Annotated in this window: 14 protein-coding genes; 9 read left to right on the top strand and 5 right to left on the bottom strand. The window is 34.9% G+C overall.

The window, feature by feature from the left end; genetic code table 11:
* Window positions 1-57: 57 nt before the first annotated feature.
* The gene (gene rbsR, locus LKI_RS03640) at window positions 58-1053 is read right to left on the bottom strand and encodes a ribose utilization transcriptional repressor RbsR (protein WP_013102805.1); all 996 of its coding nucleotides are present in this window, start codon (window positions 1051-1053) and stop codon (window positions 58-60) included.
* Window positions 1054-1208: 155 nt separating this feature from the next.
* Here rbsR and LKI_RS03635 point away from each other — a divergent pair, with 155 nt between their 5' ends.
* The 3 genes from LKI_RS03635 to LKI_RS03625 are packed head-to-tail and all read left to right on the top strand — an operon-like array spanning window position 1209 to window position 4357.
* The gene (locus LKI_RS03635; protein ID WP_013102804.1) at window positions 1209-2432 is read left to right on the top strand and encodes a NupC/NupG family nucleoside CNT transporter; all 1224 of its coding nucleotides are present in this window, start codon (window positions 1209-1211) and stop codon (window positions 2430-2432) included.
* Window positions 2433-2462: 30 nt separating this feature from the next.
* Entirely contained in the window at window positions 2463-3395 is a 933-nt protein-coding gene (rihC, locus tag LKI_RS03630) for a ribonucleoside hydrolase RihC (protein ID WP_013102803.1), read from the top strand.
* A 2-nt stretch (window positions 3396-3397) separates the two neighbouring features.
* A complete protein-coding gene (locus LKI_RS03625) occupies window positions 3398-4357 on the top strand; it encodes a nucleoside hydrolase (RefSeq protein ID WP_013102802.1) in 960 nt (319 codons plus the stop codon).
* A gap of 370 nt (window positions 4358-4727) precedes the next feature.
* Here the strand turns inward: LKI_RS03625 and LKI_RS03620 are convergent, their stop codons facing one another.
* Window positions 4728-5426, bottom strand: coding sequence for an ArsR/SmtB family transcription factor (locus LKI_RS03620; protein WP_013102801.1), 699 nt, complete (start codon window positions 5424-5426; stop codon window positions 4728-4730).
* Between the two features lie 43 nt (window positions 5427-5469).
* Between LKI_RS03620 and LKI_RS03615 the strand changes: the two genes are divergently transcribed.
* The 4 genes from LKI_RS03615 (at window position 5470) to LKI_RS03600 (ending at window position 8732) form a co-directional block, all read left to right on the top strand.
* A complete protein-coding gene (locus tag LKI_RS03615; RefSeq protein ID WP_013102800.1) occupies window positions 5470-6171 on the top strand; it encodes a HesA/MoeB/ThiF family protein in 702 nt (233 codons plus the stop codon).
* Entirely contained in the window at window positions 6164-6928 is a 765-nt protein-coding gene (locus tag LKI_RS03610) for an ABC transporter ATP-binding protein (protein ID WP_013102799.1), read from the top strand. The genes LKI_RS03615 and LKI_RS03610 overlap by 8 nt, the downstream gene beginning before the upstream one ends.
* Window positions 6909-7670: an ABC transporter permease gene (locus LKI_RS03605; protein ID WP_013102798.1), complete on the top strand. Its 762-nt coding sequence runs from the start codon at window positions 6909-6911 to the stop codon at window positions 7668-7670. The genes LKI_RS03610 and LKI_RS03605 overlap by 20 nt, the downstream gene beginning before the upstream one ends.
* Window positions 7671-8177: 507 nt before the next feature.
* Window positions 8178-8732, top strand: a complete 555-nt coding sequence (locus LKI_RS03600; protein ID WP_013102796.1) for a hypothetical protein — start codon at window positions 8178-8180, stop codon at window positions 8730-8732.
* A gap of 281 nt (window positions 8733-9013) precedes the next feature.
* Here the strand turns inward: LKI_RS03600 and LKI_RS03595 are convergent, their stop codons facing one another.
* Window positions 9014-10258: an MFS transporter gene (locus LKI_RS03595; RefSeq protein ID WP_013102795.1), complete on the bottom strand. Its 1245-nt coding sequence runs from the start codon at window positions 10256-10258 to the stop codon at window positions 9014-9016.
* Window positions 10259-10357: 99 nt separating this feature from the next.
* Between LKI_RS03595 and LKI_RS10735 the strand changes: the two genes are divergently transcribed.
* Window positions 10358-11287 (top strand): helix-turn-helix domain-containing protein, encoded by a 930-nt coding sequence (locus LKI_RS10735; RefSeq protein WP_013975421.1) that lies wholly within the window; start codon window positions 10358-10360, stop codon window positions 11285-11287.
* Here the strand turns inward: LKI_RS10735 and LKI_RS03585 are convergent.
* Complete coding sequence (locus tag LKI_RS03585) at window positions 11284-12477, bottom strand: MFS transporter (protein WP_013102793.1); 1194 nt, start codon at window positions 12475-12477, stop codon at window positions 11284-11286. The two genes, LKI_RS10735 and LKI_RS03585, sit on opposite strands and share 4 nt — an antisense overlap.
* Before the next feature lie 99 nt (window positions 12478-12576).
* Between LKI_RS03585 and LKI_RS03580 the strand changes: the two genes are divergently transcribed.
* A complete protein-coding gene (locus LKI_RS03580; RefSeq protein WP_013102792.1) occupies window positions 12577-13509 on the top strand; it encodes a helix-turn-helix domain-containing protein in 933 nt (310 codons plus the stop codon).
* On the opposite strand, the gene LKI_RS03575 is transcribed toward LKI_RS03580, so the two are convergent.
* Entirely contained in the window at window positions 13504-13914 is a 411-nt protein-coding gene (locus LKI_RS03575; RefSeq protein WP_013102791.1) for a flavodoxin, read from the bottom strand. The genes LKI_RS03580 and LKI_RS03575 overlap by 6 nt on opposite strands.
* Between the last annotated feature and the right edge of the window lie 107 nt (window positions 13915-14021).

Here is a 14021-nt window from a genome sequence, read left to right as displayed (position 1 = left end):
TTACGTCCTAATTAAAAAAAAGTCAAGAAAAAACAGTTTCCTGTTGGAAAACTGTTTTTAGCGTTTAACTGGTCCAGTTGACTCTCGAACGACAAGCTTAACATCAAAAAAGGCAGTTTGAAAGGGCAAGTTAGGGTGATCAAGCCGCCTTAATATCATATTCAAAGCAGAACGACCAATGTCTAACACGGGCTGCGCTACTGTTGTTAAAGTTGGTACCATAAATTCTGCATAATCTGTGTCATCGTAACCAACAACGGAAATGTCAGCTGGTACCGTCACATTTTGGTAAGCTAACCCCCGCAGCACACCAATCGCCATCTCGTCATTTAATACAAACGTTGCCGTCGCCCGACTTTGGATTAACTGATGCACTGCAGCTAACCCACCATGTTTGGACAAAGTTGACGTTATAATTGTAGTAGGTGTGAGATTAGCCGTTGAAAGCGTATCTAAAAAGCCAGCGCGTCGTTGTCTCATATTGTCCGTTAAATTGTTAGGTAGTATCAACGCAATTTTACGATGACCCAAAGATAGTAAATGACTAGCGACTAGGCTCCCTCCCGTGAATTCATTTGTTTGTACCATATCCTGAGCATTAATATCGGCATTTTGGTCTAGTACAAGATAAGGAATATGTCGTTTTTTCAAAAAATCGTTCACTTCAGCACGATTTGGAATGGGTTTACCAAAAATCAGGGCTTGAACACCTCGTGCAACTAGTGAATAAATCGCACTTTGGAGATTCTCATCAGTTGATCCTAAAAAGACAAGATTCACAGTATCAGGTGCATTGTCTTGCATGCTCTGAATGATATCAGCAAAAAATGGCATCCGAAAAGATGGCACAATGATGCCAATGAGCCGGTTATGTCCACCCTTAAGATTGCGCGCAGCACTGTTTGGGACATACCCTAATTCATCCCGCGCCTTCAATACCTTTTCGATTGTATGATCTGAAAATCGCTGCCCTTTATTATTCAAAATTTGGGAAACCGCAGCGATAGAGACGTCCGCTTTTTTTGCAACATCTTTAATTGAAGTTTTACGCATGAAGTCGAGTCCTTGTCATAGTGGTATACTTTAATATATCTATTGTACCTTAAAAAATGTTTGTAAACGCTTTCAATTTTAGAAAAAATATGTTACACTGTCTTTGGTTAAACGTTTTACTAATTAAATCTGCTAGTTACAGAGAGGAAGAAATTATGTTTTTATTTGCTAATATACTTGGTATTTTTGTGTTCATCGCCATTGCGGCGCTGTTCTCAAGAGACAAGAAAAATATTCAATGGCGGTCTGTTGGTATTGTCTTAGTCATTGAATTAGCCTTAGCTTGGTTCTTTACTCAGTTCAAGGCTGGACAACTTGCCGTACAAGGCGCAGCTGATGGCTTCAATTGGTTAGTATCTGTGGCTTCTCAGGGTATTGCCTTTGCCCTACCAGAATGGTTAACATCCAATAATGGTGGTCCAAACTTTGTTACTTCTGCCTTATTGCCCATCCTACTGGTTGTCCCATTATTCGATATTCTAACATATATTGGTGTCTTACCTTGGTTAATTAAGTGGATTGGTAAAGGTCTTGCCTTTATTACTGGTCAACCAAAATTCGAAGCATTTTTCTCCATTGAAATGATGTTTCTTGGTAATACTGAAGTATTAGCTGTATCTAAATCACAACTTAATCATATGTCTGCAAGCCGAAACTTTACCCTAGCCATGATGTCAATGAGCTGCGTCACGTCAGCAATCATCGGTTCATATACCCAAATGGTTCCCGGTAAGTATGTTTTGACGGCTATTCCACTCAACATTTTAGGTGCAATCATTATTACTTCTATTTTAAATCCTAACAAAGTGGCACCGGCAGATGATGTGATTGTTAATATTAACGAAAAAGGCACTAAAAAAGAACCATTTTTCTCATTCTTAGGTGATTCAATTCTAGGTGCTGGTAAGTTGATTTTAATTATCACAGCAACAGTTATTGCCTTCGTCTCTTTAGCTGCTCTTATCAATCAGCTCTTTAGCCTCACCGGATTACACTGGTTAACACTTGAAAATATATTTGGTGTGATCATGTTCCCATTTGCTTGGTTGCTTGGTTTCAATATTGATGATGCCTTTAAATTAGCACAATTCATGGGCACAAAATTAGTGACTAATGAATTCGTTGTCATGGGTGAAGTATCAAAATCAATTATGGCTGGTAAAGGCTTATTTGCAAATGAACATGCCCGTATTGTGCTCACTGTCTTCTTAACTAGTTTTGCTAACTTTGGTACAATTGGTATGATCATTGGCGCTTTCAAGGGCTTGGTCGATAAAGAAAAAAATGACTTTATTAGTTCACGTGTACCTTATATGTTGTTGTCTGGTATCTTAGTATCACTGCTATCAGCAGCAACCGCTGGTTTATTCGTGTGGTAAACAATAACAACTATTGAGAGGGGTATGAAAATGACACCGATTATTTTAGATATGGATCCAGGCATTGATGACGCTGTTGCACTATCAATTGCATTGACTCATTCAGCAATTGATATCAAACTTTTAACAAGTGTTGCTGGCAATGTTTCTGTTGATAAAACAACTACCAATCTTTTAAAACTCACAACATTTTTTAAACAAACACAAATTCCCGTAGCACGTGGTGCTGCCGCACCGTTGAAAAAGGCATTTGTTGATGCGTCATACATTCATGGGGCATCAGGTATGCCTGGTTATGAATTCCCAGAAATTACGACCAAACCACTCACGACTGATGCAATTGAGGCTATGGCAAAAGTGTTATCAGACGCACCTGAACCAATGACAATCGTTGCTACTGGTTCTTATACTAATATTGCTTTATTGATTCAAAAGCATCCCGAATTACTTAGCAAAATCAAAAGCTTTGTTTTGATGGGTGGATCTTTGTCTGGTGGCAATGTCTCATCAGTCGCAGAATTTAACGTTTTTACAGACCCCGATGCTGCTAGTATTGTTTTTAAAAGTGGTGTCCCACTTGTCATGATTGGTCTTGATGTGACATTAAAAGCTTTGTTATCTTTAGAAACAATTGATGCCGTTGCTGATCTCGGTGAAGCTGGTAATATGCTTCATAAATTAATGACAGCTTATGGGGACAGCGAACCCGGGGGCAAGCCCATGCACGATGTGAACACTATATGCTATCTGATCCATCCAGAATTTTATACCACCAAAGAATATTGGGTTGATATCATCACTGATGGACCAGCTACTGGCGCAACGATTGCAGATACGCAAAATCGCTGGTCCCAAGGTAAAGTGAATGCGAAAGTGGCCATTAATATTGATACACAAGCATTTGAAAAATGGTTTATGGCACAAATTCCAAACATGAACCAATATTGTGAAGGAGCAGTTTAAACATGGCAACCACAAAAATGATTCTAGATTTAGACACTGGGGTTGACGACGCACTAGCGTTAGCATTAGCAATATGTGATCCCCGGGTTGACCTCATTGGTGTCATTGCCTCATATGGTAATACCCTTGTCGATACTGCCGCTCAAAACACACTCAACTTACTACAGTTGCTTGGTGCGACTGATGTTCCTGTTTACTTAGGGGCATCACATTCATCTACAACTGATCATTTTGATGTGATGCCAATATCTAAAGCCATTCACGGAGATAACGGTGTTGGCAATCTATCATTAGACGTTGCAACGCGTCAAATTGAAACCACTAGCGGTGTGCAATTTTTAATTGATATGGCACACCAATATCAAGATGAATTAGTGTATGTCCCAACTGGTCCGCTCACCAATATGGCCAAAGCGTTAGAAATCGACCCGGAAATTGCCCACTTAATTGGTAACACAACATTAATGGGTGGTGCACTGACAGTTCCTGGCAACGTGACACCTTTTACCGAGGCCAACATTAACCAAGATCCTCAAGCAGCAGACAAAGTCTTCACCACACAAGAAAATTTAACGATGGTCGGTTTAGATGTCACGCTACGTACCCTATTAACAAAAAAAGATACACAAAAATGGCGTGCCCTAGGTACAAAATCGGGTATTGCATATGCAGATTTAATGGATTTCTATATTGAAGCATATGATCAATTAGATATCGATCATCGCGGTGCCGCCTTACATGACCCATTGGCTGTTGCTGTGGCTATTGATCCCAGCTATGTCGTCACGATTCCATTGAATATGCGTGTGACTTATGACAAAGATACACATGATTATGGCCGCACAATTGGTGACCGCCAACGATTACTGGAACCAACAACCACAAATGTTGCTGTTAGCGTCAACGCTAAACGCTTTGTCCGCGATTTTATGGACTTTATGATTTCTGTGTTAAAGTCCTGATTATAAAAAATGTGTATTTATCAAATTGCTGATAAATACACATTTTTTTGTGCGGCGAACTTTGACTTTAATATCATACAATCCTTAAAACTGTAGAATTTCATGTTTTATCTCGAATTACACCCTAGAAAGAAAACAATTCGAAATTTCAGTATAGAATCACTGTTTCAAAGTGAAGTGATTTAAATGATTGGTTGGATATAGATTTTTCAAATTGGAATCAAAAAAAGATTTCAAAAAATAAATTCAAATTAATAAAAGGTTTTATTTTAAATTAAATCGTATAATTTCTATCTATAAAACAAGCTAATAGCTGTATTATGATTAAAAATATTTAGTCATCATGTAAGGACTTATTTGATTAATAATTTTATTTTAAAAATATACCAAAGGTTTCTTTTAAAAATGTAGTGCCATTGGGAGTTAAAGATAATGCTCTTTTAAAATTTTTATCTGGTAAAATGAAATGCTGATCCTGAAAAAAAAGATACAGCGAATGCCCTAAAGCACCACCTAAATGATGTTTACGTTCGCTCCAATCAAGGCAGGAAGTAATAAACTGTCTTTTTTGTTTCTGCAATTGACCAATATCGATACTCAATTGATGTTCAAAAAACATTTTTCCAGACTCTGTCACCTCTAATTTATGCTCATTTTCAAATAAAAAATTGTGAGTTATTAATGATGAGGTAATTTCTTGTCCAACATATCCAGCCATATGATCATAACAACTACGAAAATGCCGTATATGATCAGTTTCAATGGCCTGCTTCATATATACCGTTGGTTCTTCAAAAGACACCGGACTAAATACTTCAATCAATTTAGCAACTTGTTCATCTTCTAAAAAGAAATAATGAAATCGGCCTGACTTTTCTGCTCTAACCCAGTTTAGTTCAATAAATTTTTTCAAGTGGTAACTGGCGGTTTGAGGTGTAACGTTTGCTGACTTAGCTAATTCAAGTAATGTGTGCCCCCTAGCGTCCATCAAACTATCTAAAATAGTTAATTTTGTGACATTTGTCAGAGCACTAGCGATCATAGTAATATTTGGCAATTTTTTCGACATCTATTCTTCTCTTTTCCGTTTGCTCTAATTATTCCATATTTCGATGAAAATAGAAATATTTATAGTATATACTTTATTCACCGATGAACAGCCGGCACATCGCTCTGACGAATATAAAGTAGGAGAGAAAAATGTATACTCCACTCATGATTTTGGTAAATTAAAGTCAGATGAGGCCAAAACTTTTGCAGAAAAATTTAACCCGAATGTTGAATTTATAGTAAACAACCAAGAAATAAACTCAGTCAGTGATATAGAGAATCTTATAAAACAATCCAATCCAGATTTTATTGTTAATGTGGCTGATTATCCGACAGGATTTATTGATTTTTGGGTTAATGAAGCTGCCATTAAATACAAAGTTCCAATTTTTTCTGCAATTGTTAATAAAAAACATGGCAAAGTGTATTCTGTAATCCCGGGAAGCACAGCTTGTTACTACTGCCAATACTTACAGGATCTTGAAAGTGTACCCGAATATGAAGAAGAATTAAAAGTCATTCAAACTCAAGAAGGGAATACAAATCTAAATTATTATCGCAGTCCCAACGGTGCACTGGGTCCTTCCTGCTTATTTCAAGGTTACTACCTTGCTAATGAGATTATGCGGTATTTATTTCAAGGTACTTCAAGTTTATTAACGTTTAATAAACGCTTTAACATTAATTTTTTGACAAACGAGCAGGACTATATGGAATTAAAAAGGTATGATCAATGTAAGATATGTGGAGAATTAAATGACTAATAATATTCTAGAAGTAAAGCAGTTAACAAAAAAATATCATAATTTTACAGCAGTAAAAGGTATATCTTTTGAACTTGAACGAGGTAAAACGCTTGCTATATTAGGACCAAATGGCGCTGGAAAATCCACCACACTTAAAATGATTTATGCTACTACACCAATAACTACAGGCCAAATATCAATAAATGGTATTAATGTTGCACAAGACCCACGCCGATCTAAGTGGGAAATTGGTGTGGTTATGCAAGAAGATCTACTAGACACCACCTTGACGGTTTTGGATAATATGATTGCGCACGCTATTTTATTCGATATATCATTTAAAATAGCACGCAAAAGAGGTATCGAGTTACTTCATTTTGTTGGACTAGATAATTATTGGGACAAACAAGTTTATAGTTTATCTGGCGGCATGCGAAGACGGTTAGTTTTAGCTAGATCACTAGTAAACAATCCTAAGCTAATAATTTTGGATGAACCAACAACAGGCCTCGACATTCAATCTCGTCATGTTTTCTGGTCAAAATTGAATGAACTTAAATTACAGGGTGTCTCAATTTTACTGACTTCACATTACGTTGATGAAATTGAAACATTGGCTGATAATGTATTAATAATTGATCACGGTACAATAATAGCCAATGGATCTGTTAAAACGCTAGCAAATGATCTAGGCTATGAAAATTTAGAAAAAGCTTACCTCAAGCTCACTAAATTTGATGAGGAGGCAAAAAACATTGAACAAACTAAGTCTTAAGGCCATTTGGCATGTAATGCAACGTAACTATATGAGTTTCACAAAAATGCTCAGAATTTCTATATTCCCAAATTTATTTGATCCATTATTGTATTTAGCGGCCATGGGTATTGGTCTTGGACATTTTGTTGGTACGGTAAATGGTATGCCCTATCTCACCTTTGTAACACTAGGATTGGTGGCTGCAACTGCTATGAACGCCGCAAATGCTGAAAGTACAGTTAATGCGTACATTATGATGAGAATGGATAAAACATATTATGAAATGAGCACTGGGCCAATTAGTTTACCTGATATTATTGTCGGTCAGGCATTTTGGTCAGGCATTAGGGCTTCTTTCTTTGGGACATTGTTTCTCATTATCGCAACTTTTCTTGGAACAGTACACAGTTGGCTAGCTCTTTTAATCCCATTTGTGCTAGTTATTCTTGGCATATTATTTGGATTTTTGGGATTAACATTTGCCCTTCTAGCACCTACAAGAGACTATTTGAATTATTATGGTATGCTCCTAATCCAACCTATGTATATGTTTTCGAATACTTTTTTCCCTACAGACAGTTTAGCACCTTGGTTACAGAAAGTAACATGGTTTTCACCTCTAACTCATGCTGTAGCGATAATTCGTTCATTATCGACCAATGGCATAATTTTATCTGGCGATTTTGTTTGGTTAATAGTTGTTATGATTATTTTGTCAGTACCACCGATCTTGATTGTTGAAAAAAAATTAAATTACTGATTGACCTTACTAAATATGTAGCACAATAAAATTCATCTATGTTAGCTGTGAAATATTAAATCCAATTCAAGAAGTTATTAAACAAGGTACTGGTAAAAATAATTCACCGTTAAACACACGTATATTAAAGGCTCAATCGAACAAGCAAAACTTATCAAGAATAAAAAATCAAAATCCTGATTTTAACTTTAATTTTATATATTGATGAGTACTTATAATTTAATTAATAATAGAAAGAGAAAAAGCATGATTTATAATTTTTTGAAACATAGGCTACTAAATGCCACAGAAATAGAAACATTAGGGATCAAAGGATTAGACGACATTCCAAAAAATCAACAGCAAAAAACAATACGCTGTTATATCAAATAGCCAGCGGAATTTTGGGAATGATTTTATACACAGGCATTATACAAACTATTACATGAAATACAACAAAAATAATTAAGTAGAACAGGCCACTACAATGATTATTAAACAAATTCGCAGATTTAAGTTAGGATTATAATGACAAACTATAATAAAAATGAGCTTAAAAATTATATAGTTAAAGAAATAGATGACCAAAAAAATGCAGATTTTGGAACCATATTTATAAAGGAATTGCAGCCTAAATGTGGAAAATCCATTACTGAAGAAATGGATGCTATTGAGTTTAAAAAATTAACAAAATTTAGTGTTAATGAACTGAAAAAATTTAATCGGTTATTGTCTAAAAAAAATAAATATAACTATATATGGATTGGATTACATGATGTTTGTGATGAATTTATCGTCACTGTGGTCGCCCGAACTAGCTTTCGAGAAAATTCAAATAAAATGGGCGACTTATTTAACGCATATCCTTTAAGGGGAACTATGTTAAAAATAGTGAATGAAATAACAAAAATGACAGAAAATACCTTGTATCACGAATTAAATAAATACACGACAAGTGCTATTATTATTCCATTTAAAATAAAAGAAGATAGTTATTCTGTCAATGATATTGAAATATATGTGAGAAATATTGTAAAGCCATATTTAAAAGCTAAAAAAATTAAAATTTTAAACACAAATTAAATATTTTGGTTTAATTATCAATGATATACTCATTTAAATAGTTTAATTTTTTAATGTATAAACAGTGCAAGACACTATTTAAATGATCAAAAAGAAACTTTAAAGAATTTTGGTGTTGATATTATTCATGAGTTAGAAATATTCCAAAATCAATACCATACGGCCGCAATTTGGAAAAATAGTTCAATTATTTGAAGCAATAGTTCGAACTCTTTCTTGCTACAGTTAGCATTAGGCTGCTAATCATTTACGACGCACAACAATGCTATCGTGAACATATTTTATGCCGCTTTATACGACAGCGTATAAAGGATTAATAACATTGAAGGTACAACCATACTTATCCATGCGCTATTGAGCGACACCGAATTGGCAATTGTTAGGAAAATAAGTTGTCCAAGAGGCACACTAAGTGTTACCAATGTATTCATAAATCCGGCAATTTGTCCTAATTGTTTTTCCGTAACACTGGTCATGACATATGTGCTGACACGTGGACTAATTTTACCAAGTGTATAACCAATACCAAAAAAACTCATGACGATCACATAAATACTTGGAGATAAAACAAGGTTTAAGCTAAGTAATGTTAAAAATAGTAGTAAAATGATGATCAACATATTCAATTTGATTCTTTTTAAAAAATCATTAGTGAAAAAAGATCCTGAAACAAGTCCAATTGCTAACATCGTGTTAACAATTGATAATGAAAAACCATAATTTTTGATATAAATGCTAGGATATTTTAATAATGTTAAGCTGATGAGCCCATCAATAGAGCCTACTAATAAGTTCAGTAAGGTAAATAAAAATAAAATGTGCAACAATTTTTTATTACTTTGAATAATGCGTCTATTGATCTGCATAGATACCCAAAAGCGCGCTTCTGGCAACGTAGAAGTCGCGTTTTGGTGGCTGGTAACCTTCAGTTTTTGATTAAACTGAAGGCGAGAAACAATTAAAACGATACCACTTATTAAAAATAATAACGCATTAAATAACGAAAAGTACAAAAAATTATTATCTAAAAAGGTTAACAAGGTGACACCAATGACCTGACCAATCACATTAACCAAAGACATGACGGAAACTTGCAACGAACGCGCAGCGAGTAAATCTTGTGACGGTACAATATGTTTTATAATGGGCAGCGCCGCCAATGACGTCAGGCCACTTAGTAAATCGCTGGCGACATTAATAAAAATGATAAACGAAAACAGCAACCAATCATTGGTTGTTAACCCAAATAAGATCGTTAAAATACTATACAATATGGCTTGAATAATGCGCGTTAAAATCATTAACCGCAACTTGTCATGTGTTTTATCAGCAATATATCCTAACCCAATTTGTAAAATAGTCGGTAAAGTATTAGCGATGACAACAACAGTGGTTGCCAGTTTAGGATTACTTGTTTGTGATGCGTAAACAAGTAATGCGATATTAAAAAATGCTGCCCCAAGTAATTCGATAAATTGGGACAGTGTGAGACGACGTAATAGCTTATTCCTTCGTAATAGTAACATGATTGAGCTCCTCTATTTTCTTATATCTCCCTAGTTTAAGTGATATAATTGAATAACTCTCAATAATCGGCATATATGACAAATAAGCATAAATACAAAATGACAATTGAAGAAACTTTTCATCAACTACGAACATCAAAAAAATTGACTCTCACAGCATTGGCTGACCAGAATGCTTCTGCTTCATTCATAGGCAAATTTGAAAAACATGAAACGAATATGTCCGTTTCACGCTTTTTTAAACTATTAGAAAAAATGCATGTCAGCCAAGCTGAATTTGAATTTCTACTTCAAGAAAATCAAGACACTTATTTGACGCGCCGCATTCATCTTATCAATGATCAACCCCTAACGTTACAGTCATTAGCGTATTTTCGTGACATCATCGAAAAAGATCGAAACAATGATTTGGACAATCAGACCTCTCAATTTTTGGTGATATTAGCGGATGGCTTAGCATTATTACTAACTCACGACGTTAAACAATGGCCTGATAGTCAGCTATCGGCACAAGCTAAACCTATACAAAATTATTTACTTAGTGTCGACATTTGGGGCATTTATGAACTGCAGCTATTCATCTTATTCTCATTTATGCTACCAGTTGATATTTTATATTTATTAACAAAAGTGGCCATCAAACGTGTCCGTTCATACGAAAATTCATTGTTAAACATTCAAACCCACTTAATGCGTGTCATTTGGACAGCTTTTTCCACACTTGTATACGAGGATCTTTCAGCTGCTCATCAATTATTAGACATGGCGGACACCTATTTGATAGATCATATAGATGTGACTGAAAAAATCACATTAATGTTTAATAAAGGCTGGTATGACATTGAATCGGGACACGTTGAAAAAGGCAAACAGCGCGCTCGTACAGCAATAACAATATATCATTCCTTAGGTTACAACAAAAAGGCGTCTGATTTAGAACAACAATTAGCACACCATATCAAAAGACAAGCAGAAAAAAGAAAAGGTGACAAACCAGACGGATCCCGAGTCATTTCACTTTACATTTAATTTTCTTTCCCCAAAGGCGACAAACGAGCCAAAATTCCTGCTAATGTCCGAATGATCCCAGCCAGCATAATAACTATAAACATTGAGTTCCTCCAGCTTAATAACAAACCACCAAACCAGGAACCTACTGGAATCGAAGCGTAAGAAATCATACGTGTGACCGAAATTACCCGACCCAATATCTCTTTTGGCACAGTCCGTTGTCGCAAAGTAAAGTATGTTATGACATTGATCGTTCCAAAAAAGCTCATTAACCCTAAAATGACGCCAATATAAAGATAATTTGTATTCATCAGCAATAATAACGTGCTCAAACCAGCCAATATTGTACTTGACGACAATAACATACCTGCCTTATAACGCGTAACAACAGGCCCAGCGAAGATACTGGCCATAAGTGATCCAACGCCACCAATTGCCATCGCCAGCGTTGCATCAACTAATGGATATTTCAATACCTTAGTCATATAAAAAATAAAATTTGCTTCAAACATATTCAAAGCTAAGTTAGTCATTAAAAACATCATCGCACCACTCAAAATAACACGGTGATGGTAACTGTATCTGGCCCCCTCAATCATATCAAGCCATAATTTTCGCATGATATGTTGACTACGTGGGGTGTTTTTTTGTTGTGGCAAGCAACACAAAATCAAAACTGCTAACATGAAAGAAAACATATCAATCCATAACGCATTAATACCACCAATCAACATCACTATTGTCCCGCCAGCTAATGGTCCCATGATGGATAATGTGTTATCAATCGTCTGAACCGTTGCATTAGTTTTTACAAAATGTTCTGACACAGTAATTTCTGGAATAATACTTTGAAAACTGGGATGAATTAAAGGGTCAACAGATGCCAAAACAAACACTGCAGCATATAATAAATAAAAATTAAGTGGCGTAACGCTGAGTACTATAATTAAAAATAAGCTAGCAAAGATAGCGAAAGTATTGCCTAATATCAAAATTTGTTTTTTGGGGTAGTTATCTGCCAAACTCCCACCAATTAATGACAATAATATCCAAGGTATAAAAGTAATTCCAAAGATAGTCGCTGCATGATACGGCGATTCTGTTCTTTGTAAAATAATAATGGGCAGGGCAAGACGATATAACCAATCACCAACAGACGAGACAAGAAAGCTAAGCCATAAATAATGAAAATTCTTTTGATTTGCCAATGTTAACCCTCACTTTTCTGATACCTGATTATTTTCAATATCATCTATGATAAACTCAATGTAAGACAACAATTAGGAAATGTGCATATAGGTTAAATAATGACTGAAATTGGTGAAGTATTTAGAATATTTAGAACTGGTAAAAACATAACACTAAAAGAAGCAAGTAAAAATATTGTCTCCTATCCTTTCTTATCCAAATTCGAACGGGGCTTAACAGATATTTCATTCACCCATTTACTCGAACTATTAGATAGGATCAATGTACAACTATCTGAATTTGAATTTCTATATCAAAAGTACAACGCCAATAATAATGATTTATTGCCTAGCTTTCAAAAAGCCTATCAAACTGGTGATACAACAACATTAAAAAATCATTTGAGAATTTGGCAACATAAACAAGGGTCATTTGCCAAATTACAAGTCATTCAAATAAAAATGATGCTCGCGACATTAAATGTCGCGAGCATCAACCATGACGAATTATTAGTTCTTGAAGCTTATTTTAAAAATATCCGTAATTGGACTTTTTTTGAGCTATATCTATTTGGACACGCAATTCCCTTCCTTGAAGAAAAATTCATGTTTAATCTTTTTCAAGAATTGCATCAAAAAGGTATCTTATATGATAACCTTCGTTATGATAATTTTTCAATGCTATTTTACATTTACAATAACATGATTTTATTTATGTTAGATCATAATCATCTTGAAACGGCTGATCTATTGATTCAAAAACTAACCGTTTACTTCAGGCAACAAGAAAAAGACTATTATCATCGTGCACGCTTGTTTAACCTTCAAGGTTTAGCATTATATTTAGACGGTAAAAAGAATTTGGGATTAACTTTGATTCAAAAATCAAATCTAATATCTCATCTCTCAGACCAATCATCAACATTTATGAACAACGAGAAAAATTATTTATCACACTATTTAACTGCCAATGAGTTAGTGCAGGTTTTTGATTTTTCGATCGTTTTACCAATAGATGAGACCAACAATACTAATGGAAAAAAACGTTTATAAATTTTTAGGGTCAAATGTTTCATCAATCACACTATTGGGCGCTAATTTTTTTAATGTTTTTAAACTCATTTTCAAAGTACTAACACCGCTCGTCATGAAAGGTTTGATAGTCTTACCTGATAAATCATTGACTTGTAAAAAGCCTCTCATAGCATGTGCCATGTCCATTCCAAACATCGGATACCCTAGATAAATAACATCGTCTGATAACACATCAACCGGTGCTTTTTTAACTTCCGGAATAGTTTGTGTTGCAATTTCTCGTCCTATTCTAGGTGCCGCCTTTAGGGTTTTACTAGGATAGGGTTCTACTGGTTCAATAGCATATAATTGATCACCAGTTTTCTTAGCAATTTTCTCGGCGACTTTCTTAGTATGTCCACCTTGTGAAAAATAAATAATCATGCTAACCTCCTAAATTTTTCCTGATTATTCTAAGCGATATTTACATACAATTTATCCTATATCACTTTTATGAACAATCACAAAACAGATTTAATTCATCATCTATA

It is taken from the genome of Leuconostoc kimchii IMSNU 11154, assembly GCF_000092505.1.
Taxonomy (GTDB): Bacteria; Bacillota; Bacilli; order Lactobacillales; family Lactobacillaceae; genus Leuconostoc; species Leuconostoc kimchii.
The sequence above is the reverse complement of the archived record's forward strand: the minus strand, read 5'-3'. Positions and strand labels throughout refer to the sequence as shown.

Coding starts and splice junctions, on each gene's coding strand:
- LKI_RS03620 (WP_013102801.1), bottom strand. CDS start 5,426: ATGTCGAAAAAATTGCCAAATATTACTATGATCGCTAGTGCTCTGACA.
- LKI_RS03575 (WP_013102791.1), bottom strand. CDS start 13,914: ATGATTATTTATTTTTCACAAGGTGGACATACTAAGAAAGTCGCCGAG.
- LKI_RS10735 (WP_013975421.1), top strand. CDS start 10,358: ATGACAATTGAAGAAACTTTTCATCAACTACGAACATCAAAAAAATTG.
- LKI_RS03635 (WP_013102804.1), top strand. CDS start 1,209: ATGTTTTTATTTGCTAATATACTTGGTATTTTTGTGTTCATCGCCATT.
- LKI_RS03625 (WP_013102802.1), top strand. CDS start 3,398: ATGGCAACCACAAAAATGATTCTAGATTTAGACACTGGGGTTGACGAC.
- rbsR (WP_013102805.1), bottom strand. CDS start 1,053: ATGCGTAAAACTTCAATTAAAGATGTTGCAAAAAAAGCGGACGTCTCT.
- LKI_RS03600 (WP_013102796.1), top strand. CDS start 8,178: ATGACAAACTATAATAAAAATGAGCTTAAAAATTATATAGTTAAAGAA.
- LKI_RS03615 (WP_013102800.1), top strand. CDS start 5,470: ATGAAAATAGAAATATTTATAGTATATACTTTATTCACCGATGAACAG.
- LKI_RS03610 (WP_013102799.1), top strand. CDS start 6,164: ATGACTAATAATATTCTAGAAGTAAAGCAGTTAACAAAAAAATATCAT.
- LKI_RS03595 (WP_013102795.1), bottom strand. CDS start 10,258: ATGTTACTATTACGAAGGAATAAGCTATTACGTCGTCTCACACTGTCC.
- LKI_RS03580 (WP_013102792.1), top strand. CDS start 12,577: ATGACTGAAATTGGTGAAGTATTTAGAATATTTAGAACTGGTAAAAAC.
- rihC (WP_013102803.1), top strand. CDS start 2,463: ATGACACCGATTATTTTAGATATGGATCCAGGCATTGATGACGCTGTT.